Source organism: Niveispirillum fermenti (genome assembly GCF_052474395.1).
Genome location: NZ_CP156679.1, coordinates 775,574 through 797,594, shown reverse-complemented (window position 1 = coordinate 797,594; position 22,021 = coordinate 775,574). Strand labels below are relative to the sequence as shown.

The 22,021-nt window shown below is 65.4% G+C and carries 19 protein-coding genes; 11 read left to right on the top strand and 8 right to left on the bottom strand.

Features of this window, described 5'->3' with window-relative positions:
- Nucleotides 1-81 precede the first annotated feature (81 nt).
- Nucleotides 82-711, top strand: a complete 630-nt coding sequence (gene eda, locus ABC728_RS07830) for a bifunctional 4-hydroxy-2-oxoglutarate aldolase/2-dehydro-3-deoxy-phosphogluconate aldolase (protein WP_416617950.1) — start codon at nt 82-84, stop codon at nt 709-711.
- Nucleotides 712-871: 160 nt separating this feature from the next.
- Nucleotides 872-1,405, top strand: a complete 534-nt coding sequence (locus tag ABC728_RS07825) for a PepSY domain-containing protein (RefSeq protein ID WP_416617886.1) — start codon at nt 872-874, stop codon at nt 1,403-1,405.
- An 86-nt stretch (nt 1,406-1,491) separates the two neighbouring features.
- Here the strand turns inward: ABC728_RS07825 and ABC728_RS07820 are convergent, their stop codons facing one another.
- Entirely contained in the window at nt 1,492-2,853 is a 1,362-nt protein-coding gene (locus ABC728_RS07820) for a hypothetical protein (RefSeq protein ID WP_416617885.1), read from the bottom strand.
- A 289-nt stretch (nt 2,854-3,142) separates the two neighbouring features.
- Between ABC728_RS07820 and ABC728_RS07815 the strand changes: the two genes are divergently transcribed.
- From ABC728_RS07815 to ABC728_RS07800, 4 genes are all read left to right on the top strand, one after another.
- Nucleotides 3,143-4,240, top strand: coding sequence for a LacI family DNA-binding transcriptional regulator (locus tag ABC728_RS07815; protein WP_416617884.1), 1,098 nt, complete (start codon nt 3,143-3,145; stop codon nt 4,238-4,240).
- A gap of 124 nt (nt 4,241-4,364) precedes the next feature.
- The gene (locus ABC728_RS07810) at nt 4,365-5,171 is read left to right on the top strand and encodes a 2-keto-4-pentenoate hydratase (RefSeq protein ID WP_416617883.1); all 807 of its coding nucleotides are present in this window, start codon (nt 4,365-4,367) and stop codon (nt 5,169-5,171) included.
- 209 nt (nt 5,172-5,380) lie between these two features.
- On the top strand, nt 5,381-5,839 hold the full coding sequence (locus tag ABC728_RS07805) for a flagellar basal body-associated FliL family protein (protein ID WP_416617882.1): 459 nt from the start codon (nt 5,381-5,383) through the stop codon (nt 5,837-5,839).
- Nucleotides 5,840-6,026: 187 nt separating this feature from the next.
- Entirely contained in the window at nt 6,027-8,153 is a 2,127-nt protein-coding gene (locus ABC728_RS07800; protein WP_416617881.1) for a sodium-translocating pyrophosphatase, read from the top strand.
- Nucleotides 8,154-8,456: 303 nt separating this feature from the next.
- On the opposite strand, the gene ABC728_RS07795 is transcribed toward ABC728_RS07800, so the two are convergent.
- Both ABC728_RS07795 and ABC728_RS07790 read right to left on the bottom strand, forming a co-directional pair.
- Nucleotides 8,457-8,888: a YkvA family protein gene (locus ABC728_RS07795; RefSeq protein WP_416617880.1), complete on the bottom strand. Its 432-nt coding sequence runs from the start codon at nt 8,886-8,888 to the stop codon at nt 8,457-8,459.
- 48 nt (nt 8,889-8,936) lie between these two features.
- Complete coding sequence (locus tag ABC728_RS07790) at nt 8,937-10,121, bottom strand: citrate synthase family protein (RefSeq protein ID WP_416617879.1); 1,185 nt, start codon at nt 10,119-10,121, stop codon at nt 8,937-8,939.
- A gap of 104 nt (nt 10,122-10,225) precedes the next feature.
- On the opposite strand from ABC728_RS07790, the gene ABC728_RS07785 reads away from it, so the two are divergent.
- The gene (locus ABC728_RS07785) at nt 10,226-11,290 is read left to right on the top strand and encodes a citrate synthase (RefSeq protein WP_416617878.1); all 1,065 of its coding nucleotides are present in this window, start codon (nt 10,226-10,228) and stop codon (nt 11,288-11,290) included.
- 48 nt (nt 11,291-11,338) lie between these two features.
- Here the strand turns inward: ABC728_RS07785 and ABC728_RS07780 are convergent, their stop codons facing one another.
- The 3 genes from ABC728_RS07780 to ABC728_RS07770 all read right to left on the bottom strand — a co-directional run bounded on the left by ABC728_RS07780 (nt 11,339) and on the right by ABC728_RS07770 (nt 14,858).
- Complete coding sequence (locus ABC728_RS07780) at nt 11,339-12,499, bottom strand: AGE family epimerase/isomerase (RefSeq protein ID WP_416617877.1); 1,161 nt, start codon at nt 12,497-12,499, stop codon at nt 11,339-11,341.
- Nucleotides 12,500-12,521: 22 nt separating this feature from the next.
- On the bottom strand, nt 12,522-13,418 hold the full coding sequence (locus ABC728_RS07775) for an ROK family protein (RefSeq protein WP_416617876.1): 897 nt from the start codon (nt 13,416-13,418) through the stop codon (nt 12,522-12,524).
- A gap of 108 nt (nt 13,419-13,526) precedes the next feature.
- Nucleotides 13,527-14,858 (bottom strand): ROK family transcriptional regulator, encoded by a 1,332-nt coding sequence (locus ABC728_RS07770; protein WP_416617875.1) that lies wholly within the window; start codon nt 14,856-14,858, stop codon nt 13,527-13,529.
- 82 nt (nt 14,859-14,940) lie between these two features.
- Here ABC728_RS07770 and ABC728_RS07765 point away from each other — a divergent pair, with 82 nt between their 5' ends.
- The 4 genes from ABC728_RS07765 (at nt 14,941) to fcl (ending at nt 19,936) form a co-directional block, all read left to right on the top strand.
- Complete coding sequence (locus tag ABC728_RS07765; protein WP_416617874.1) at nt 14,941-16,623, top strand: SulP family inorganic anion transporter; 1,683 nt, start codon at nt 14,941-14,943, stop codon at nt 16,621-16,623.
- Between the two features lie 56 nt (nt 16,624-16,679).
- The gene (locus tag ABC728_RS07760; RefSeq protein WP_416617873.1) at nt 16,680-17,777 is read left to right on the top strand and encodes a hypothetical protein; all 1,098 of its coding nucleotides are present in this window, start codon (nt 16,680-16,682) and stop codon (nt 17,775-17,777) included.
- 129 nt (nt 17,778-17,906) lie between these two features.
- Entirely contained in the window at nt 17,907-18,965 is a 1,059-nt protein-coding gene (gene gmd, locus ABC728_RS07755; RefSeq protein WP_416617872.1) for a GDP-mannose 4,6-dehydratase, read from the top strand.
- 2 nt (nt 18,966-18,967) lie between these two features.
- Nucleotides 18,968-19,936 (top strand): GDP-L-fucose synthase, encoded by a 969-nt coding sequence (gene fcl, locus ABC728_RS07750; protein ID WP_445376339.1) that lies wholly within the window; start codon nt 18,968-18,970, stop codon nt 19,934-19,936.
- 78 nt (nt 19,937-20,014) lie between these two features.
- Here the strand turns inward: fcl and ABC728_RS07745 are convergent, their stop codons facing one another.
- Nucleotides 20,015-21,211 (bottom strand): acyl-CoA dehydrogenase family protein, encoded by a 1,197-nt coding sequence (locus ABC728_RS07745; RefSeq protein WP_416617870.1) that lies wholly within the window; start codon nt 21,209-21,211, stop codon nt 20,015-20,017.
- A gap of 14 nt (nt 21,212-21,225) precedes the next feature.
- A complete protein-coding gene (locus tag ABC728_RS07740; RefSeq protein ID WP_416617869.1) occupies nt 21,226-21,993 on the bottom strand; it encodes an SDR family NAD(P)-dependent oxidoreductase in 768 nt (255 codons plus the stop codon).
- Nucleotides 21,994-22,021: the final 28 nt, after the last annotated feature.

Genomic DNA, 22,021 nt, shown 5'->3' with positions numbered 1-22,021 from the left:
CACCTGCGGCCCCTCCCCTTGGGAGGGGCCGTTTTCTTGTCACCCGTCTCATCTCTTCCCAAGGAGTTCCGATCCGTGAACATGCAGGCTTTCACCGCATTGCTGCGTGCCTCTCCCGTCATTCCGGTGCTGACCATCGATCATGTCGCGGATGCCGAACCCTTGGCCCAGGCATTGGCCGCCGGCGGCCTGTCGGTGGTGGAGGTTACGCTGCGCACGCCGGCCGCCCTGGACGCCATCACCGCCATGAAGCGTGCCGCGCCGGGCCTGGTGGTCGGTGCCGGCACCATCCTGCGGCCCGCCGACCTGGATGCCGCCATGTCGGCAGGGTCCGATTTCATCGTGACGCCGGCCACCACCCAGGCCCTGGTCGCACCCCTGAAGGGCTGCGGCGTGCCCGTGATCCCGGGCGTCGCCACACCGTCTGAGATCCTGGCCCGGCTGGATGACGGCTTCGACGTGCTGAAGCTGTTTCCGGCTGAACAATATGGCGGCACCGGCACCATCGCGGCGCTGACCGGCCCCCTGCCGCAGGCCCGTTTCTGTCCGACCGGTGGTATCGGGCGCGACAAGGTGGCCAGCTATCTGGCATTGAAGAACGTGGTGGGCGTCGGCGGTTCCTGGATTGCCACCGGCAGGCAGATTGCGGAGCGTGACTGGGCCGGCATCACCGCCAATGCCCGTGCGGCCGCCGCCTTCGCCGGGGCCTGAAGACCCAGCCCCCCAACAGGCCAGACAGGCAGAAGAACAGACAGTCGGGCCAAAGGGGGGGGAGGCACCAACCGGTTCCAGAGGGGGTAACCCCGGAACCACCGGCGGTCCGGTATCGTTTTGGTGGTATCGAACAAAACAACTTGTAGGATGCCCCACCATGAAGACGCTTCTCGGCACCGCCGCCCTGGCCCTGGTCCTGGCCCATGCCGGCCCGTCCCTGGCCAATACATCCGACAGTGAGGTCGCGGCCTTTCGCCAAGCGAATATTTCCCTGACCCAGGCCATCGCCCAGGCGGAGAAGGAAGGCAAGGGCAAGGCGGTCAGCGTCGAATTCGACACCAAGGACAATGTCGGCCTGTATCAGATCGACATCGTGTCCGGCGAGACGGTGACCCGCTGGGACATCGATGCGTCCAACGGCAAGATCGCCTCTGCCGACAAGAAGACGCTGGCCACCTGGGCGCAGCAGCTTGGCGCCGGGGTGAAGCCGCAGGAACTGACCGCTTCCTCGACCAGCCTGGCCCAGGCTGTCGGCATTGCCGAGGCGCAGGCCGGCGGCAAGGCCATCGAGGCCGAGGTGGAGCATGAGGACAACCGGCTGATGTATGATGTCAAGGTCCTGAGCGGCACCGAGACCCGTTCCGTCCGGGTCGACGGCGCCAGCGGTCAGGTTCTTGCCAACAAGAGCTGACCGGCCTGATTGAGTGAGGCCAATGGCCTCCTTTCAGGTTCCAACGCCCCCGTTCCCGGCCAGCCGGGCCCGGGGGCGTTCCCGTTTCAAAGGCTGTTCAGATAATCTTCCAGATTGGTATAGCCGTCGCCATTCCTGTCCTGTGCGGCATCGGCCGGGTCCTGCGGGTTCAATCCATGGGCCCTTTCCCAATCATCGGGCATGCCGTCGCCGTCGCTGTCCGGCGGTGGGGCGCCGGTTGCAAGCATGGGCCAGCCCCCGACATCCTCCTGGCTGTCGATGATGCGGCCCTCGCCACGGCGCAAATCGGCAATGATCCGTTCGTCCACCGCATCCCGCACGGGGCCGGCACCGGCTTTGTCCAGCACGGACCGGAAGGCGTCGGGCGCTGTTTGCGTGGTCACGGGGGGCATGGGGATGGGGGTGTTCCGGCGATACCCGTCGGCCTGCACACCGCTGACCAGCGACCAGGGGTCGGCCGGCTCTGCATGGTTCATCCAGTTGCCGGCGAACCAGGCCGTTGCCACGGTGCTTCTCTCATCGAATGCCAGGGCACCCTTTGAATTGGGACCGGGCACATAGTAATTATTCACGAAATTATAGGCGGTCACGGCGTTGGTATCGGCATTGTAGCCAGACGCGCCACCCTTGCCGGTCCCCTTCCAGTTGAAGAAGACATTGTTGCGGAAATCCATGAAGGCACCTACCGGATCGGTATCGATGCTTTCGAAATTTCCGGGTCTTGGCATGCGGGCCGTATGGCTGGCCCACAGGTTGTGATGGAAACTGTACCGTGCGCCGAAGGCTCCGCGCGCCAGCGTGCCATAGCCATGGTCGCCCTTGGCATGGACGGACTTGTTGAGGCTTTCGGCGATGATGGACCATTGCACCGTCACATTGTCCAGCCCGATAAGGCCGTCCCGGAATTTCTGGGACACGGACAGGCTTTCATCGGTGGACCAGCTTGCCGACACGTGATCGAGGATGATGTGCTTGCCATCATGGATGAAGATAGCGTCGGCCTCCTGGCCGGCGGCGCTGCCCAACCGGGACCGGACATGGCGGATGACAACATGACTGGCCGAAACGACCAGCGGATGGTCACGCAGCGTGATGCCGCCCCCCGGTGCCGTCTGACCGGCAATGGTGACAAACCCTTCCTTGATCTTGAGTTCCGATTTCAGCTGGATCGTGCCGGATACGGCGAACACGATGGTGCGTGGCCCCTTTGCCGTCACGGCCGCACGCAGGGAACCGGGGCCGTCATCCGCCAGGCTGGTGACGATGTGGACACGCCCGCCCCGACCTCCCTGGGCGTAGGCGCCGGCCCCTTCGGCACCCGGAAAGGCCGGGATGTCTGCCGGTGCCACGTTGATCCCCGACGCAGAGGCAGTGGCGGCAGCCATCAGGCAGGCGGTCGTGAACAGCAGGCGACGGGCTGGCGACATCTGGGTTCCTCCACCGGGGCAGCAGGGTCGGGACGCAAAGGCGGGCGCACGACCGGTCCTATGCGTCACATCGTTTGCGCATGTCTTTACATGTGTCTTGACACCGGTTACCATCTCCTTGCGTGGTATGGCAAATGAAATGCGGCGAAAAGGCGCGTCGCAAATTGTATCATCGGCTAAATGATTTTGCTTTAAGGGTTGCGTCATCCCTGCGCGGCAGGGCACTAAGATTTATCTTGTCCATATGGACAAGATGCCCCCTCTCCAGAGCCAAAGGACAGTGCCGTCCATGCCCGGTGCCCGAACATCTGCCGAAGCTGCTGCGTCCATGGCCGACATTGCGGGCGAGGGGCCCCTTTACGTTTGGGACCAGAAGCGCCGGCCCACCATCAATGATGTGGCACGTTTGGCGGAAGTGTCAAAGAAGACCGTGTCCCGCGTCATCAACCAGTCCCCCCTGGTCAATGACGAGACGCGACAGAAGATCGCCAAGGTCATCGCCGATATCGGATATGAGCCGGACCCCCAGGCGCGCGGGTTGGCGTCGCAGCGTTCGTTCCTGCTGGGCGTGGTCTACGACAATCCCAACGGCCAGTATATCGTCAATATCCAGAACGGTATCCTGGAAGCCTGCCGCAAAAGCGGGTTCGAACTGGTCGTGCATCCATGCGCGCGCAATAGCCCGCAATTCCTGAAGGAAGTGCGCCAGTTCGTGGAACGTCAGAAACTGGATGGCGTCATCCTGCTGCCGCCGGTGTCGGAGGATGAGGCGCTGGCCGCCATGCTGACCGAAGTTGGGTGCCGCTTTGTGCGCATTGCCTGTGTCCCGTTGGACATGGCCGCGCATCTGGTTGTCTATGAGGATTACAAGGGCGCCGCGGAGGTGGCCGATCATCTGGTGCAGTTGGGCCATCGGCGCATCGGTTTCGTGGCCGGGCCGGCGCATTACCGGTCGGCACATGAACGCCGCCGTGGCTTTGCCGATGGCCTGGCCCGGCACGGGCTTGGCCTTACCCCCGAATTATGTGTCGAAGGGGCCTATACCTTTGAATCGGGTCAGGCCTGTGCGGAAAAGCTCCTCTCGCTGGAAACGCCGCCAACAGCCATTTTCGCCAGCAATGACGAGATGGCGGCCGGCATCTATCGCGTCGCCTTTCAGCACGGCATCAGCATTCCCGGCCAGTTGACCGTTGTCGGCTTCGATGACAGCCCGTTGGCCTCGCGCACCTGTCCGGCCATGACCACCGTGCGGTTGCCGGCCACGCAGATGGGGCAGATGGCCGCCGAAAAGCTGATAAAGCGTATCGAGCAGCCCGACGCCAAGCTGCTTGAAACCGTTGTGCAGCCGCACCTGGTGATCCGGGAAAGCAGCGGCACGATCCGTTGAGCGTTTTGGGCGCCGTCTGCGCTTGATCTTGGTGCAGATCGGGTGGGAAATACGCTCAGACTTGCATGGAAACCGGTGTCATATTAAAAGATATCGGTCCCATCGACCCTGTGTCAGGAGCTTTATGGTGTCCATTCCCGCTATTTCCGAGGAAATCGCCCGGCGTTTCGTTGCTGCTCGCCGGGCTGCCACCAGCCTGCCGGACTATCCCGGCCCCATCCCGGCAACGATGGTCGATGCCTATGGCATACAGGATATCGCGCGCGGGCTTTGGCCGACCCCGGTGCGTGGCTGGAAGATCGGGATGGTGCCGCCCGCCCATCGGGAACGCCTGGGCGCCATGCGGCTGGCCGGGCCGGTTTTCGATGGCAATGTCTGGGATTATCAGGCGGGGCAGACCGTCGATCTTCCGATCATTCCGGGTGGTTTTGCTGCCGTGGAGGGGGAGTTCGTGGCCGTGCTGGCAACCGATATGCCGGCCACGGGCGCAGGTGACGAGGCGGAGGCCCTGTCCTTGATCGCGTCGATCCATGCGGGGATCGAACTGGCGGGCAGCCCGCTGGCCAGCATCAACGATCTGGGTCCTACCGTGGTGGTCAGCGACTTCGGCAATAATGCCGGCCTGATCGTAGGGCCCGAGATCGCGGGCTGGCGCGAAGCGTCGCCGGAAAGCCTGACCGTGGAAACCAGCATCGGGGCCGATGTGGTCGGCACCGGCAGTTTCGCCAGCATACCCGGCACGCCGGTGGCGGCCGTCGCCTTCCTGATCAATCATTGCCGTGAACGCAACATTGCCCTGCCGGCCGGCACGCTGGTGACCACAGGGGCCGTGACGGGTATCCATAAGATCGGCCTTGACCAGTCGGCTGGTGTTGTCTTTGCCGGCGGCGGCAGCATCCAGGTCCGGACGGTGGCCGCGGCTGCCCGCTGATCCGCTCCGCCCGATGGAGGGGACCGGCGGTCTCCGGTGCGAATCGATCTGTTGGAACGAAACGGTCCGGCGATCGGCTTGACACCCCTTTTGATATGTGAACATTGTTCAATTCTGCCGGCGGGAGCGGGTGGCCTCCCGTAAATGCTGCTCGTTACCGGTCGGGGGAGGGGGTATAGTATCCGGACCGGTTACAAGGACAATGTTCCATGAAGAAGATCATCCTGCTTGTCCTGGCCCTGTTGGTGCTGATCGGTGCTGGCGTCGGCGGCTATGTGATGTTCGGCCCGAAGCCCGGACATGAGGGCGAGCAGGAGGAGCCGAAGAAGAGGGAACGCAAGGGCCCGCCCGCCTTTGCGTCCGTCGGTCCCATGATCGTGCCAATTCTTGGCGCCAAGACCGTGGAACAGAACATCATGGTCACCGTCAGCCTGGAAGTGGACGATGACGCTGCCCGGGAACAGATCCGCCAGCAGAACCCCCGGCTGGTCGATGCCTATGTGCAGGCGCTTTATGGCGGCATCGACAAGGGGCAGGTGATCGACGGGCAGGTCCTGAACATTCCCGCGCTGAAGGCCAAGTTGCAGGAAGCCACCGACAAGGTGCTTGGCCCCGGTGTCGTGCATGATGTGCTGATCCAGTCGGTCAGCCAGCGGCCCGCCTACTGACGTAATACGCCTGACCGGCATCGCACCGTTTATTTCGCCGGAAACCCGGGTTTCCATGCCCTGGTTTCAATGGCGGCGTATTGCCGCATTCAAAAACGCATGGCATGCTTGCGCCTGTCAAATGCCGCCGGCCGTTCCGGCCTTCACAAAAGCAGAAGCGGCATCTCTCACAGGGTAAGGAAACGACATGACCACGCAAGTATTGTACTTCGTGCTGGCATGTGGGGTGCTGGCCATCCTTTACGGGGTGGTCACGGCCCGGGCCGTGCTCTCGGCCAGCCCAGGCAATGCCCGCATGCAGGAAATCGCCCACGCCATCCAGATCGGCGCCGGCGCCTATCTCAATCGCCAATATACGACCATTGCCATTGTCGGCGTCGTCATCGCGGTGCTGGTCGGCTTTCTGCTGGGCGCCCACGTCGCCATCGGCTTCATCATCGGCGCGGTGCTGTCGGCCGCCGCCGGCTATATCGGCATGAATATTTCCGTGCGAGCCAATGTGCGCACGGCGGAAGCGTCGCGCCAGGGGCTGGCACAGGGACTGTCGCTGGCCTTCCGGGCCGGTGCCGTCACCGGCATGCTTGTGGCCGGCCTGGCCCTGCTGGGTGTGGCCGGATATTATCTGGTCCTGACCGCCGGCATGGGCGTGACCGGCCGGGCGCTGGTCGATGCGCTGGTGGCCTTGGGATTCGGCGCCTCGCTGATTTCCATCTTCGCGCGCCTGGGCGGCGGCATCTTCACCAAGGGGGCCGATGTCGGCGCCGACCTGGTGGGCAAGGTGGAAGCCGGTATTCCCGAGGATGATCCCCGCAACCCCGCTGTCATCGCCGACAATGTCGGCGACAATGTCGGCGATTGCGCCGGTATGGCGGCCGACCTGTTCGAGACCTATGCCGTGACGGTGGTGGCCACCATGGTGCTGGCCAGCATCTTCTTCGTGGGTCAGTCCTATCTGGATGCCGCACTGGTCTATCCGCTGGCCATCGGTGGTGTCTGCATCATCACGTCGATCATCGGCACCTATTTCGTGAAGCTCGGTGCCTCCAACAACATCATGGGGGCGCTTTACAAGGGTTTCATCGCCTGTGGCGTGCTGTCGCTGGGGGCCATCGCCGCCGTGACCCATTGGGTGTTGCCCGAAGGCTTCGGCACCGTGCTGACCACGGGCGGCGGCGTCAGCTTCACGGGCCAGGACCTTTACATCTGCGCCGTCATCGGCCTGGTCGTGACGGCTCTGATCGTCTGGATCACCGAATATTACACGGGCACAGATTACCGGCCCGTGAAGTCGGTGGCGCAGAGCAGCACAACGGGCCATGGCACCAATGTCATCCAGGGGCTGGCCGTGTCGATGGAATCGACGGCATTGCCCGCGCTGGTGATCTGCATCGCCATCATCGGCTGCTATCTGCTGGCCGGCCTGTTCGGCATTGCCATTGCCGTGACCAGCATGCTGGCGCTGGCCGGCATGGTGGTGGCGCTGGATGCCTATGGCCCTGTCACTGACAATGGCGGCGGCATCGCGGAAATGGCCGATCTGCCGAAGGAAGTGCGTGTCACCACCGATGCGCTGGACGCCGTGGGCAACACGACCAAGGCCGTGACCAAGGGCTATGCCATCGGTTCGGCGGGCCTGGGCGCGCTGGTGCTGTTCGCGGCCTATAGCGAGGATTTGAAATATTTCATGGCCAATCCCGACCTTTATCCCTATTTCCGGGACGTGGCCGTGGATTTCAGCCTGGCAAATCCCTTCGTGGTGGTCGGCCTGATCCTGGGCGGGCTGTTGCCCTACCTGTTCGGCGCCATGGGCATGACGGCCGTGGGCCGGGCGGCCGGTTCCGTCGTGGAAGAGGTGCGCCGCCAGTTCCGCGAGGATACGGGCATCATGGCGGGCACATCCAAGCCCGACTACGGCCGCGCCGTGGACATGCTGACCCGGTCGGCCATCAAGGAGATGATCATCCCCTCCTTGCTGCCGGTCCTGGCCCCTGTCGTGCTTTATTTCCTGGTTGCGCTGATCGCGGGCAAGGGTGCCGCCTTCAGCGCCGTCGGGGCCATGCTGCTGGGTGTCATCGTCACGGGGCTGTTCGTGGCGATTTCCATGACCTCCGGCGGTGGCGCCTGGGACAATGCCAAGAAACATATTGAAGAAGGCCACCATGGCGGCAAGGGTTCGGATGCCCACAAGGCAGCCGTGACCGGTGACACCGTGGGCGATCCGTACAAGGATACGGCCGGTCCGGCCGTCAACCCCATGATCAAGATCACGAATATCGTGGCGCTTCTGCTGTTGGCCATTCTGGCCCACGGCTGAGCTTATACTATTTTGTGCTGATCAGAACCTATAGGTTCTGATCAGCACCCTCAATCGCCGGCGCCAACATTCGTTGGCTTGGCTCCGCCGCACGAGCGGCGCGGCGGCGGTCGCCGCCGAACCAACGTGCAATGAGTTCTACTCATCGCACGTTGGTATTATCCATGATATTCCCGCTGCCCCCGGCCGTGCGACAGGTCGGGGGCCTTTTTATGTGTTCCAGGCGGCCCCGGCGCCGGGGCGCCATCCGGGGCGCCATCATGCAGACGGACCGGTATCATTCAGGGGCGTGATTGATGGGCGTCATTCATGGTCGATCACGCGCCCACGCGCCACCTCATCCGGATCGGCGGTCGCCAGGGGGCCGCCATCCAGCCATTCCCTGGCCTTGGCGTGATGTTCGGGGCGGATGGCGCCCGACGCGGTGCGCAGGGCCAGCAGCAGCACCCCGAGATCGTCGGTGAAGCCCAACAGCGACACGAAATCCGGAATGGCGTCCAGCGGCATGATGAAATAGGCCAGGGCGCCCAGCAGCACGGCCTTGTCCCGGACGGGGGTGGCCGGGTCTGTGGCGGCATAGCGCGCGGCGATCAGCTTTTGCGCGAAGGGCAGGCGTGACAGGCTGGCCCGCAGCTTGTCCCAAAAGCGTCCGCGGACAAGATCCGCATCACTGCGCATCTTGACGGGATCGATGCGCAACGCCTCATCGGCATATTTGTCGGCAGGGTTCGTCATATCCTGGATATGGCGGACAGATCCGGTTTGGGCAAGAGGGCAGGGGGATCAGCCCGGGCGCAGGCCCGTGTACCGGGCGCGCGGCCGGATCAGCATGCCGGACCGCACCTGCTCCAGCAGATGCGCCACCCAGCCGACGCTGCGCCCCACGGTGAAAAGCGTGATCGGCGCGTGCGCCGGCAGGCCCAGCCGGTCGGCCAGCAGGACCAGCGCGAAATCAATTGTCGGTGGGCTGCCCGCAAGGTCGGTGGCCGCCTTTGCCAGGGCCAGCGCCCGATGCAGGCGGTCATCCTGCGGCCATGCCGCCGCCATGCGCCGCAGCAGCCATGCCGCGCGGACGTCGCCCCGCGGGTAGAGCGGGTGGCCGAAGCCGGGCAATTCCTCTCCCCGCGCCAGAAAGGCCGACAGGGATTGCACGGGGTCCGGCCCGGTCAGCAGCCCGGGCAGAAGGGCGGCCACCCGCGCCGTCATCCCCCCATGCCGTGGCCCCCGCAGTGCCCCGATGCCCGCCGACAGGGCCGCATAGGGATTGGCCCCCGTGGAGGCGACGCAGCGCACGGTGAAGGCCGAGGCATTCAATTCGTGATCGGCACAAAGGACCATCGCCCCGCGAATCAGGTCCACCCCTTCTCCCGTCACGCCCCAGGCGTCCGCCAGTTGCCTGTGTAGGGGCTGCTGCGAGGGCCGGGCCTGGGCCAGTACACCCGCCATCATCCGCAGAATGCGGGCGCCGGTGCGGGCCAGGCCAAGCGGTGTGCGGTTCATGGAACGCAGATCACCGGCCGCTGCCGTTGGCAACAGCGCCAACAGCCTGTCCAGCGGGTCAAGCGCGGCCAATCCGGCCTCAGGCGAGGGCAGAACCGGCGGCGGTTCGGTAAAGGGGGCCTCTGCCACCTCCCATAGCAGTGCGGCGACGGTTTCCAGCGTGGCACCCGCCGCCAGAACGACGGCATCGCGGCCGCGATAGTAAAGCCCGTCCCCGGTGATCAGCGTGATGGCCGACTCCAGCACCGGCGCACCCCAATCAAGTGCCCGCTCGCCGGCCATGTCGGCCGGGCGGTCACGCCGCGTCACCAGCGCGCGCACATCGTCTGCCCGGTAAAGCCGGGTGCGCCCGCCCGCCGGTGCCTCCGACCGGATCAGGCCCCGGCTGACATAGGCGTAGAGCGTGGGCAGACTGACGCCCAGCTCGGCTGCGGCTTCCTTGGCGGACAGTGTCAGGGGCTGGTGCATCTGCCGGTTTCATCCATTTCATATTGATTCATTGAATCAATATTGACTGTATATCCGGCCACATGAACCCTGTCCACAGATGCGACCAATGTGGAGAGGCGATCATGACGACCGGATTGGATGGGATCATCGCGGCTGAAACGGTGTTGAGCCATGTCGACGGGACGGCCGGGCGCCTGGTCCTGCGCGGGCTTCCGGTGGAGCATGCCGCCGAAGGCCTGGATTTCGAGGGTGTCACCGCGCTGTTGTGGCAGGACTTCCACCCGTTGGGTGGGAACGGTCGGAGGCTTGCCGCGGCAATGGCGCGGGCGCGGGTGGGGGTGGCTCGCCGGCTGCCCCTGTTGCTGCCGGCCACGGCGGGGTTGAGCGCGGTGGAGGCTTTGCGCCTGATGCTGTCCTCGCTGGCTGATGGGTCGGCTGCCGATGATGCCGTGACGGTGGCGGCGGCGGTCCCGGTCTTCGTCGCCGCGCACGCCCGCCATCTGGCCGGCCTCGATCCCGTTGAACCGGATGAACATCTGGGCCATGCGGCTGATTTCATTCGGATGTTGACGGGAAGCGCTGCTGATCCTGCCAAAGCCCGTGCCCTGGATACCTATCTGGTCACGGTCAGCGATCACGGGCTGAACGCTTCCACCTTTGCGGCACGTATCGTGGCCTCGACGCGGGCGGGGCTGATCAGCAGCGTCGTGGCGGGGCTTTGTGCCTTGAAGGGGCCGTTGCATGGGGGTGCGCCGGGGCCGGTGCTGGACATGCTGGACGCCATCGGCACCGACGGCGCCGCACCGGCATGGATCGGTGCCGAACTGGCGGCGGGACGTCGGCTGATGGGGTTCGGCCACCGTATCTATCGCGTGCGTGATCCGCGGGCCGAAGTGTTGAAGCGGGCGCTGGCGCCCCTTTCCAGCCCCCGCATCCGCCTGGCGGAAAAGGTTGAGCAGGCAGCCATCGCCGCCCTGTCCCATCATCGCCCCGGCCGGCCTCTGGCAACCAACGTTGAATTCTACACGGCGTTGCTGCTGGACGCGGTCGGGCTGGACCGGTCGCTGTTCACGCCCGTCTTCGCCATGGGACGGGTTGCAGGTTGGACCGCCCATGTGATGGAGCAGGAGGCCACGGGCCGGCTGATACGGCCTGCGTCGCGCTATATCGGTCCGCTGGCGGCCTGAGGGTGGGGCGGGGACCGGAAGGCTTTTGCATTCCGGTCCCCGCGGATCCTAATCCAGGCTGGCGCCGATGACGCGATCCATTTCGGCAATGGCGCACGTGATATGGTAGAAGCTGCTGGCGGGCGACGGTTCCGCCACGAAGCGCCCGTCGGGTGTCATCCGGTCCCACCACAGTCCCGCCACGGGTGTGTCCAGGTAGCGCTGCAATCCATCGGCGGCATGGACGGCCATGTCCCACCAGCCGGCGTCGCCCGTGACCTCGGCTGCCAGCAGGGCTGCCTTCAACCGCTCGGTCTGGGGCCACAGGCGGGCATCGTGATCATGGATGCTGAAATCATCCAGCAGACTGTTGAAGGCGACGCCGCGCGCCGGGTCCACCCCGTGGACCTCCCCGATCCGGGCCAGCCGCAGACCAGCCTCAAGCGCGTCCTGCCGCCCGCGCAGCTTGCCCCAGCGCAGCATCAGCCAGGCCCATTCAAGCTGGTGGCCGGGTTCCATGATGCGGCCCGGCGTGCCGGAGGCGGGACGCCAGTCGGCATCGAAAAACTCCCGCAAGCCGCCATTGCCGGTGTCGATGAAACACGACAGGGCCAGTTCGGCGATACCATCGGCCATGGCGGACCAGCCCGCATCGCCCCCCGCTGCCTCCCAGGCCAGCGACGCCTCGAACAGATGCATATTGGGGTTGGATTGCAGGGGCAGGCTGCCGCGCGGCATTTCCGCAAAGCCGCCCCGGTGGCCGGACAGGGCCCGCAACTGATCGCGCAGCGCCACGGCGACAGGGTGCAGATCCTCCACACGGTTCAGCAACTGCGCCGCGCTGCACAGGCCGAAGAGGGCGAAGGCCTGGTCGTACAGATCGGCCTTGTCATCCAGCGGGCTGCCATCGGCCGCCACCAGCGTCCGGAACAGCCCGTCCGGCCGGCGGTAGCGCTGGAGATAGCAGGTCAGGGCCTTGTCCGCGATCTCTGCCGCCGGGCCGTTCCACCCCAGGGCCGGTGCCAGCGCATAGGAGAAAATCTGCCGCGGCTGCACGCGCGCCCGGCGCGGCGCGGCCACGGGGCGGCCCTGCATGTCGAGCTTCTCATGGAAGCCGCCCTGCTCATGGTCGTAACCCGCCTGCCACCACAGCGGATAGGCCTGGTCGACCAGCCATCGCACAAGGCGGTCGCGGCGTTCAATAGCGGGAAGAAGGTGTGGCGCGGTCATGAATGTCACCATCCGTTCATGGTCAGGACTGCCAGAGCCGCGCCGCCCCGCGCACGCCCGAGCTGTCGCCCCATCGTGCCGGGACGATACGGGCGGCCCAACTGTCGCAGAACACATAAGGCCGGATGGCTGTTTCAAGCCGGCCGTAAAGTTCATCGACATTCGACATGCCGCCACCTAGCACGAACACGTCCGGATCGACAATGTTGCAGATGACCGCCATGGCCCGGCCCAGCCGGCCAATATAGCGATCCAGGGCTGCCGCGGCGTCCTTGTCGCCGTCGCGCGCTGCGCCGATGATCCATTCTCCGGGCTGGTCGCGACCGGTGGTGGCGGCATGGTCCCGGCGCAGGCCCGTGCCCGATACCCATGTTTCCAGGCACCCCTGCTGCCCGCACCAGCAGGTGGGGCCCGGCATTTCTTCCGGTCGGGGCCAGGGCAGGGGCATGTGTCCCCATTCGCCGCCGACGCCGTTGCCTCCTTCCACCAACCTGCCATGGGTGACCAGGCCGCCACCGCAGCCGGTCCCGATGATGATGGCGAAGGCCACCTTCGCCCCGGCCGCCGCGCCATCCGAGGCCTCCGACAAGGCCAGGCAATTGGCATCGTTGGCCAGCCGTACAGGCCGCCCCAGTGCCGTGGTCAGGTCGGCGGCGAAGTTGCGGCCGTTCAGATAGGTGGAATTGGCGTTGCGCATCAGGCCGGTCTTGGGGTTGGCGCTGCCCGGTACGCCCAGGCCCACGCTTTCCGCCTTGCCTGTTGCTGTCTCCGTCCGGTCGATCAGGTCGCGCACCGTCGTGATGGCGTCGTCATAATTGCCTGGATTGGGGGCCCGCAGCCGCGACAGGAATGCACCATCGTCCGAGAGAGCGGCGACCTCAATCTTCGTGCCGCCGAAATCCACCCCTATTCTGACCATCGAACGACGTTCCCCATCCCGGCGCCCGGTAGACGGGCGGCTTCATTCTGCATGATGCGAAGCTATCAGTGGATTTTTAAATAGACAAATTGAAATAAGAAACCGCAATCAAGCCTGCTCCTCCGCCGTTTTCATCAGGACGGCCCGGCCCGGCAGCAGGCGATGATTGAAGGGAAGGATGGCCGCCCCGACGGCAGGGGCATCCGCCGCCATGGCGGCCCGGCGCAGCGGTGCCACGATGGGGACCAGACCCGCCGCGCCGCGTGTGCGACGGTTCACGGCATCGGCCAGCGCCTCCACGATGGGACCGGGCAGCCGCCCTCCCACGAACACGGCTTGCGGATTGATCAGGCAACTGATGGCAAGAACAGGATCGGCCAGAAGCCCGGCCGCCATTTCCACCCAGTCGGCCAAGGCGGCCTGTCCCGCCTTATCCAGCGACAGCAGGTCGTCCGGCTGGCCGACGGGATGACCGCGTTCCGCAAGATGATCGAACAGGGCCGACAGGGATACGGCGTCCTGTAGGGTTCGCGCCGGCAGGCCGGGATGGCGCACGGGCAGGAAGCCGATTTCCCCGCTGCGCCCGTCGGCTCCCCGGAAATACTGGCCATCCAGCACCAGCCCGCCGCCCAGCCCGCGGCTGACCAGCAGATAGAAGAAACTGGGATGTCGCAAACCCAGCCCGAACTGCGCCTCCCCCAGGGCGGCGGCCGTCGCGTCATTCTCCACAAAAACCGGCAGGGGTGGCAGGCCCGTGAACAGCGACGGGATGTCCGTCCGGTTCCACACGGCATAGGTATCGGGCTGATGGGGCAGATGGATGCGGCCCAGATCATCGGGCAGGGCCACCCCCAGGCCGATCAGCCGCTGCGGCGTGATCTCGCCCGTTTCCAGCAGGGCCGGCAATGTGTCCCGCACAAAGGCCGCCACCGCCGCCGGCAGGGCGAAGTTCACCTCTCGCGTGGCGCGTGCCCGAACCTGGCCCAGAAGGTCCAGCACGACCAGCGTGATATGGTCCCGGTCGATATTGACGCCGACGGAGAAGCAGCCATCGGGATCGATGGCCAGTTTCATGGCCGGCTGCCCCCGCTGGCCCATCAGGCGCCCGGCTTCCAGGATCAGCCCGTCGGCCAGCAGGCGCCGGGTGATATTGGCGATGGCCGGGGCCGTCAGGCCCGTGATTTCCGCCAGATCGGCGCGCGTGATGGGCCCACCGACGCGGATGGCCTGCAACGTCACCCGCTGGTTGTGGTCACCCGCCCGTTCCAGGTTCGTCCCCGACAGGTTGGCCCCCACGGCGGCCGGGATGGAGGGCGGATCGGATGGCATGGTGCAAAGGGGCTTTCGACGCACACATAAGGGGGAGGATCGCGCTTCCGGAATACGCCCGTGGGCCGCGAAGGGCAATGGGATGGTGGGCCGGACGATCGTTTCGGGCATCACAGCCCCCTTGACTAACACCATGGAAAAGGCGGAACCTCCCTGAACTACATAAATCGTTCTGTTGTTCCGGGGGTCGCTCATGAGCGCCGCGCCTGTCTCCCTTTCCCGTGAACTGTTGCCCAAGCTGGTCACCACATTGAGGGAAGGGTACGGCCTGGCCGCGCTGCGCGCAGATGCCATCGCCGGGCTTACGGTGGCCATCGTGGCCCTGCCGCTGGCCATGGCGCTGGCCATCGCGTCGGGCACGACGCCCGACAAGGGGCTGGTCACCGCGGTGGTCGCGGGTTTCCTGATCTCCGCGCTGGGGGGCAGCCGGGTGCAGATCGGGGGGCCGACGGGGGCCTTCGTGGTCGTGGTGGTGGATGTCATCCACCGGCATGGCTATGACGGGCTGGTGCTGGCGACGCTGATGGCCGGGCTGATCCTTGTGGCTGCCGCCGTGCTGCGGCTGGGGCAGTGGATCAAATATATTCCCGAACCGGTCGTCACCGGTTTTACCGCCGGCATCGCCGTCATCATCTTCTCAAGCCAGATCAAGGATTTGCTGGGGCTGTCGATGGAGACGGTGCCGGCGGATTTCATCGATAAATGGCCGGCCTTCTGGGCGGCGCGGGACACGGTGGATGTGGCGGCCCTGGTCGGGCTGGGGTCGCTGGCGCTGATCCTGGGCCTGCGGCGGCTGGCGCCCCGGGTTCCGGGATTCCTGGTGGCCGTGGTGCTGGCATCCGTGCTGGCATTCGCTCTGGGGCTTGATGTGGAGACCATCGGATCGCGTTTCGGCGGCATTCCGGACCATCTGCCGACCCCCGTGCTGCCCGTCATCACGCTGGAGAAGCTGCGGGCCCTGTTGCCGGCGGCCCTGACCATCGCCTTTCTGGCCGGTGTCGAGTCGCTGCTGTCCGCCGTCGTGGCCGACGGCATGACGGGGCGGCGGCACCGGCCCAATGCCGAACTGCTGGCCCAGGGGGCGGCCAATACGGCGTCCGCCCTGTTCGGCGGGCTGCCGGCCACGGGTGCCATCGCACGCACGGTGACCAATATCCGCTCCGGCGCCCGTTCGCCGGTATCCGGCATGCTGCATGCCGGCTTCCTGTTGTTGTTCATGCTGGCTTTCAGCGGGCTGGCGGCCTATGTGCCGCTGGCGGTGCTGGCGGCCGTCCTGGTCGTCGTGGCCTGGAACATGAGTGATGCGGGCCGTTTCCTGCATGAATTGCGGGCGGCCCCCGTCAGCGACCGCGTCATCCTGGTCACCACTTTCACCCTGACCGTGCTGGTGGACCTGACCGTCGCCATCGAGGTGGGGGTGATCCTGGCCGCTGTGCTGTTCATGCACCGCATGTCGGAAACGGTCAGCGTGTCGGAAAGCGGTGAGAAGCCGGAACTGGCCGCGGGCCTGCCGCCGGGTGCCGTGATGTACAGGATCGACGGACCGATGTTCTTCGGCGTCGCGCGCAAGCTGCTGGATGTGCTGGACCGGGCAGGGGGCGCGCCCCGCGTGCTGGTGCTGGACATGACGACCGTGCCGATGCTGGACGCCACGGGCGCGGACGCGCTGTCCACGCTGGTCGGCCGAGCCCAAAGACGGGGTGCCCATATCGTGCTGGCCGGGGTGCAGCGCCAGCCGTTGGGGGTGCTGCACGGCCTGGGGCTTCGCCATCGCAAAGGGGCCGTCATTTTCGCGGGCACGGTTGAACAGGCCCGCAGACAGGCGCGCCGCCTGCTGGCGGGGACGGGAGGCAGCCCGGACGCGACGGTGCATTGACAGGAAAGGTGCTTTCGCAGTCAATGCCGGGCTTGGATGAACCGGCCCGGCTGAAGATGACCAAGCTTGTTTACCTGTGCGACTGGCTGCCGCCCGATTTCGGTGCTGTCGGTCAATATGCCGTGATGCATTGCCGCGAGCGTGCGGCCTTGGGATACGATGTCACCCTGGTCGGCCTGACTTCCGGTCCGCAAGCCTCCATGACCGAGGAAACGGTCGGCAACGGCATCGTGCGCACCCTGCGCCTGCCGGCCCCGCCGCTGGACAGGGCCAGTCTGGCCCGGCGGCTGGCCTGGACCGTGCGCACCAATGCGATGCTGATTTCCCGTGCCTGGAAATATCTGTCGGCGGCGGATGAAATCCTGTTCACGGGGTCGCCGCCGTTCCTGCTGCATTTTCTGGTGCCGCTGAATGTCGTATTACGCAAGACGCTGATCTACCGCATCGCCGATTTCCATCCGGAATGCCTGATCGCGTCGCGCGCCACGCCGTCGAAGGTGCTGGACGCCGCCCTTGCGCTGACCATCCGCCTGCGCCGCCGCGTGCAGCGGTTCGAGGCGTCGGGTGAGGATCAGGTGCGCCTGCTGCGCCGCTATGGCATCCCGGCGGAGAATATCGTGCTGAAGCGCGACCCGCCCCCTGTGGAACTGACGGGGGAGGAGGTGCCGCTGCCCGTTCCGTCGGAGCTTCAGGGCCGCAAGGTGCTGCTTTATTCCGGCAATTGGGGCGTGGCGCACGATACCGACACCTTCATCGATGCCTATATCCGGCACCACCGGCAAGGCAATGGTCGGGTGGGCCTGTGGCTGAACGCCATCGGTGCCGGTGCCGAACTGGTGGAACAGCGGCTGAAGGCCGAAGGGCTGCCCGTGGCGCGCGGCCGGCCCGTGCCGTTCGGCGATCTCGGTCGCCTGCTGGTGACGCCGGATGCGCACCTGATCACGTTGCGCGACGGGTTCGTGGCCTATGTCATTCCGTCGAAGACTTATGGCTGCATCGCGTCCGGCCGGGATGTACTCTATATCGGATCGCCGGAATCGGATGTGGACCTGATCTGCCGGCAGGGACAACGGGAAGGACAGCGCTATATCCGCGCGGATGTCGGCGATGTTGATGCCGTGTTCGACGCGCTGCAGACGCTGGGTGGCGAGTGACCCTGATCGCAGCGGGTTCACATTCCCGCTGCGACACGGTATGAGCAGCGGTTGTTCGCCGCTGGCGGGGCGGTCAGGCGGTATCCTTATAACGGTGGCGGTGCCGCCGTCACCCTGGAGAGTGGAAGCATGTCGCGTAAGGTTGCCTTGATCACCGGCGTCACCGGCCAGGACGGTGCCTATCTGTCGGAACTGCTGCTGTCCAAGGGCTATGTCGTCCATGGGCTGAAGCGCCGTTCCTCTTCCCTGAACACCGCCCGGATCGACCATCTGTATCAGGACATCCATGAGAATGATGTCCGGTTCCAGCTTCATTACGGCGATCTGACCGACAGCACGAACCTGATCCGTCTGGTGCAGGAAACGCAGCCCGACGAGATCTATAATCTGGCCGCCCAAAGCCATGTGCAGGTCAGCTTCGAGACGCCGGAATATACGGCCAACGCCGACGCCGTCGGCACGCTTCGCCTGCTGGAGGCCATCCGCATCCTGAAGTTGGAGGAGAAGACCCGGTTCTACCAGGCCTCCACGTCGGAACTGTACGGTCTGGTGCAGGAAACCCCGCAGAAGGAAACCACGCCCTTCTATCCGCGCAGCCCCTATGCGGTGGCTAAGCTCTATGCCTACTGGATCACGGTGAATTACCGCGAGGCCTATGGCATGCATGCCAGCAACGGTATCTTGTTCAACCATGAAAGCCCGATCCGCGGGGAGACCTTCGTCACCCGCAAGATCACCCGGGCGGTGGCCGCGATCCATCATGGCAAGCAGGATTGCCTCTATCTGGGCAACCTGGATGCCAAGCGTGACTGGGGCCATGCCCGCGACTATGTGGAGGGCATGTGGCGCATCCTCCAGCAGGAGAAGGCCGAGGATTTCGTGCTGGCCACCGGTGAGACCCACACGGTGCGCGAGTTCGTGGAACGTGCCTTCGGCCATGTCGGCCGCACCATCGAATGGAGCGGGGAGGGCGTGGAGGAACTGGGCCGTGACGCCGCCACCGGCGACGTGCTGGTACGCATCGACCCGCGCTATTTCCGCCCGACGGAGGTCGACCTGCTGTTGGGTGACCCGGCCAAGGCCAAGGCAAAGCTGGGCTGGACCCACACGACGAGCTTCCCCGATCTGGTGAAGGAAATGGTCGAGGCCGACGTGAAACTGCTGGCCTCTGCCGGCGCAGGGGGATGAGCATGAGCGACCTGAAGCCCTATGACCTGACCGGCAAGCGTGTCTGGGTGGCCGGTCATCGCGGTATGGTCGGCGCCGCCGTCGTGCGCCGCCTCGCGTCGGAGGATTGCACCATCCTGACGGCCAGCCGGGATGAACTGGACCTGACCCGCCAGCAGGCGGTGGAGGAATGGGTCACCGCCAACAGGCCCGATGCCGTTGTGGTGGCCGCTGCCCGTGTCGGCGGCATCCTGGCCAACAACAGCTATCCCGCCGATTTCCTCTATGACAACCTGGTCATCGAGACGAACATCGTGCAGGCGGCGTTCCGCAGCAATGTCGGCAAGCTGCTGTTCCTGGGATCGTCCTGCATCTATCCCAAGCTGGCGCCCCAGCCAATGGCGGAAGATGCGCTGTTGACCGGCCCGCTGGAGCCGACCAACGAATGGTACGCCGTCGCCAAGATCGCCGGCATCAAGCTGTGTCAGGCCTTCCGCAAGCAGCATGGCTGCGACTATATCTCCGCCATGCCGACCAACCTTTATGGTATCGGCGACAATTTTCATCCCCAGGGCAGCCATGTGCTGCCTGCCCTTATCGCCCGCCTGCATGAAGCCAAGCTGGCCAAGGCGCCGGAGGTGACCATCTGGGGCACCGGCAAGCCGTTGCGCGAATTTCTGTATGTGGATGATCTGGCCGACGCGCTGGTCTTCCTGCTGAAGAATTACAGCGGGTACGAGCATGTGAATGTCGGCACCGGCCAGGAAGTGTCGATCCGGACCCTGGCCGAACAGGTGGCAGCCACGGTCGGCTGGCGGGGCCGTTTTGTCTTCGACCATTCCAAGCCCGATGGCACGCCGCGCAAGCTGATGGACAATGCCCGGTTGGCCCGATTGGGCTGGACCGCCAGGACCAGCCTGGCGGAAGGGCTGGACCGGACCTATCGCTGGTTCCTGGAAGAAGCTGCGAAGGGCGGGCTGCGCGGTCTCTGACACCTGCCGGTTTTCCGCGCCCATCGTCCGGCACATGTCGCCGGACGATGGGCGCGGTCCCAGGCGCGGGACCGGCGGTTATGACCAGTCCCAGAACCCGTCGCCCTCCTGCAGGTAGGCGCGGCTCAGCACCATTTTATGGACCTCCGACGCGCCGTCGACCAGGCGGGCCTGCCGGGCATAGCGGTAGATCCATTCCAGCACCGTATCGCGGGAATAGCCCCTGGCTCCGCAAAGCTGGATAGCGGTATCGACGGCTTTTCCCAATGTCTCGGCCACCTGCACCTTGGCCATCGACACTTCCTTGCGGGCGAAATGCCCACGGTCCAGCTCTGCCGCGGCCCTCATGGTCAGCAGCCGGGCGATCTCGATCTGCATGGCGGCCTCGCCCAGCAGCCACTGCACCCCTTCATGCTCGGCCAGGGTGGTGCCGAAGCTCCGGCGTTCCTTCACATAATCGCCGGCAATCTCCAGGCTGCGTTTGGCCAGCCCCGTCCAGCGCATGCAATGCGTCAGCCGGGCCGGACCCAGACGGATCTGCGTGACCTTCAGCCCATCACCCACGCCCATCAGCACGTTCTCATCCGCGACCTCCAGCCCGTCGAAGATGAGTTCGCAATGGCCGCCATGCTCTTCCGGCCCCATGATCGGGATACGGCGTTCGATCCGCCAGCCCGGCTGATCACGGTCGAACAGGAACGCCGTCAGGCCCTTGCGGGGATCGTCGGACGTGCGGGCCATGAGGATGAAATGCTGGGCCGCGTCGGCCCCCGTGATGAACCATTTATGGCCCGTGATGACCCAGCGGTCGCCCTTTCGCTCGGCCTTGGTCCGGATCATGGACGGGTCGGACCCGCCGCCCGGATGCGGCTCGGTCATGGCGAAGGCGGAACGGACATCGCCATTGATGATGGGCATCAGCCAGCGCTTCTTCTGCGCATCCGTTCCCACCTGGTTCAGCACGCGCATGTTGCCGTCGTCGGGGGCGGCGGCATTGAAGCAGACGGGGCCAAAGATCGACCGGTTCATTTCCTCGTAGCAGGCAGCCAGGCCGACGAAGGGCAGGCCCTGTCCCCCCAGTTCGCGGGGCATCTGCAACGCCCAAAGCCCGGCTGCCTTTGCCTTGGCACGCAGAAGGGCCAGCGGCGCCTCGGCGATATTCTCATGTTCATCCCAATTGGCGCGATCCGCCTCGATGGGCAGGATTTCCTGTGAGACGAAGGCGCGGACACGGGTCCGGTAATCCTCCAGCGCGGGGGGCAGCGTGAAATCCATTCCTTGTTCTCCGGTCAGAGGGAGGAGACGAGATGACCGCCATCCACAGGGATGGCGGTGCCGGTCATGAAGGCACCGGCGTCGGAGCAGAGCAGCAGCAGCGGGCCGTCCAGATCCTCCAGCCGGCCGAGGCGGCGCATGGGAATGCGGCGCACCAGCGCCTTTCCGGCCTCGCTGGCGAAGAAATCCTGGTTGAGGTCCGTCTCCACATAGCCGGGGCAGAGCGCATTGACGCGGATGCCATGACGCGACAATTCCAGGGCCATGCTGCGGGTGAGTTGCACCAGCGCGGCTTTCGACGCCGCATAGGCCGAAACGTGGCCGGCAACACGCAATCCCAGGATGGAGGCGATGTTGACGATGCTGCCGCCTGCGCCACGCTGGCGCATTGCCCGCGCGGCGGCCTGGGCCACCAGGAAGCAGCCCTTCAGATTGGTATCCACCACCCGGTCCCAATCGGCTTCCGACTGGTCGAGGACCGAGGTGCTGGCGGTGACGCCGGCATTGTTGACCAGAATGTCCAGGCCACCCAGCGCCGCGACGGTGTCGGTGATGGCTGCATCGACAGCCGCCGGATCGGTCACGTCGAGCGCGATCGGCACGGCATGGCCGCCGGCAGCGTGGATATCGGCGCAGGCCTGCGCCAGCCTGTCCGTGCGTCGGGCGGCCAATGCAACACGCGCACCAGCCCGTGCCAGCAAGGTGGCGAAATGCTGGCCCAGGCCGCTGGACGCGCCGGTGATCAGGGCCGTGCGGCCGGTAAGATCGGCAAACGCCGCCATTGGGAACCTCTTTCCAATTTTAGAGCGA

Coding starts and splice junctions, on each gene's coding strand:
- eda (WP_416617950.1), top strand. CDS start 82: ATGCAGGCTTTCACCGCATTGCTGCGTGCCTCTCCCGTCATTCCGGTG.
- ABC728_RS07825 (WP_416617886.1), top strand. CDS start 872: ATGAAGACGCTTCTCGGCACCGCCGCCCTGGCCCTGGTCCTGGCCCAT.
- ABC728_RS07820 (WP_416617885.1), bottom strand. CDS start 2,853: ATGTCGCCAGCCCGTCGCCTGCTGTTCACGACCGCCTGCCTGATGGCT.
- ABC728_RS07815 (WP_416617884.1), top strand. CDS start 3,143: ATGCCCGGTGCCCGAACATCTGCCGAAGCTGCTGCGTCCATGGCCGAC.
- ABC728_RS07810 (WP_416617883.1), top strand. CDS start 4,365: ATGGTGTCCATTCCCGCTATTTCCGAGGAAATCGCCCGGCGTTTCGTT.
- ABC728_RS07805 (WP_416617882.1), top strand. CDS start 5,381: ATGAAGAAGATCATCCTGCTTGTCCTGGCCCTGTTGGTGCTGATCGGT.
- ABC728_RS07800 (WP_416617881.1), top strand. CDS start 6,027: ATGACCACGCAAGTATTGTACTTCGTGCTGGCATGTGGGGTGCTGGCC.
- ABC728_RS07795 (WP_416617880.1), bottom strand. CDS start 8,888: ATGACGAACCCTGCCGACAAATATGCCGATGAGGCGTTGCGCATCGAT.
- ABC728_RS07790 (WP_416617879.1), bottom strand. CDS start 10,121: ATGCACCAGCCCCTGACACTGTCCGCCAAGGAAGCCGCAGCCGAGCTG.
- ABC728_RS07785 (WP_416617878.1), top strand. CDS start 10,226: ATGACGACCGGATTGGATGGGATCATCGCGGCTGAAACGGTGTTGAGC.
- ABC728_RS07780 (WP_416617877.1), bottom strand. CDS start 12,499: ATGACCGCGCCACACCTTCTTCCCGCTATTGAACGCCGCGACCGCCTT.
- ABC728_RS07775 (WP_416617876.1), bottom strand. CDS start 13,418: ATGGTCAGAATAGGGGTGGATTTCGGCGGCACGAAGATTGAGGTCGCC.
- ABC728_RS07770 (WP_416617875.1), bottom strand. CDS start 14,858: ATGCCCGAAACGATCGTCCGGCCCACCATCCCATTGCCCTTCGCGGCC.
- ABC728_RS07765 (WP_416617874.1), top strand. CDS start 14,941: ATGAGCGCCGCGCCTGTCTCCCTTTCCCGTGAACTGTTGCCCAAGCTG.
- ABC728_RS07760 (WP_416617873.1), top strand. CDS start 16,680: ATGACCAAGCTTGTTTACCTGTGCGACTGGCTGCCGCCCGATTTCGGT.
- gmd (WP_416617872.1), top strand. CDS start 17,907: ATGTCGCGTAAGGTTGCCTTGATCACCGGCGTCACCGGCCAGGACGGT.
- fcl (WP_445376339.1), top strand. CDS start 18,968: ATGAGCGACCTGAAGCCCTATGACCTGACCGGCAAGCGTGTCTGGGTG.
- ABC728_RS07745 (WP_416617870.1), bottom strand. CDS start 21,211: ATGGATTTCACGCTGCCCCCCGCGCTGGAGGATTACCGGACCCGTGTC.
- ABC728_RS07740 (WP_416617869.1), bottom strand. CDS start 21,993: ATGGCGGCGTTTGCCGATCTTACCGGCCGCACGGCCCTGATCACCGGC.